The organism is Pantoea sp. EKM101V (assembly GCF_011800325.1).
GTDB lineage: Bacteria > Pseudomonadota > Gammaproteobacteria > Enterobacterales > Enterobacteriaceae > Pantoea > Pantoea anthophila.
In genome coordinates this window covers 1-206 of the sequence record NZ_JAALFP010000056.1, presented here as the reverse complement: position 1 = coordinate 206, position 206 = coordinate 1, and the positions used below count along the sequence as shown (strand labels likewise).

Sequence of the window (206 nt, the reverse complement as noted above, 5' to 3'; positions counted from 1 at the left end):
ACCATCGGCGCTACGGCGTTTCACTTCTGAGTTCGGCATGGGGTCAGGTGGGACCACCGCGCTAAAGCCGCCAGGCAGATTCTGTTTTCCGCGCCGCCACAGGGGCCGCGCAGACGTATCCGTCACAAACTGAAAATCATGTCTCTCAAAAAACGCCTCTGGCGTTGTAAGGTTAAGCCTCACGGCTCATTAGTACCGGTTAGCTC

The 206-nt window shown here is 56.8% G+C and carries 1 rRNA gene; it reads right to left on the bottom strand.

The features are described from left to right. Window positions 1-75: ribosomal RNA gene (gene rrf / locus HFD92_RS21615) — 5S ribosomal RNA — on the bottom strand; the annotation flags it as partial. Window positions 76-206 lie beyond the last annotated feature (131 nt).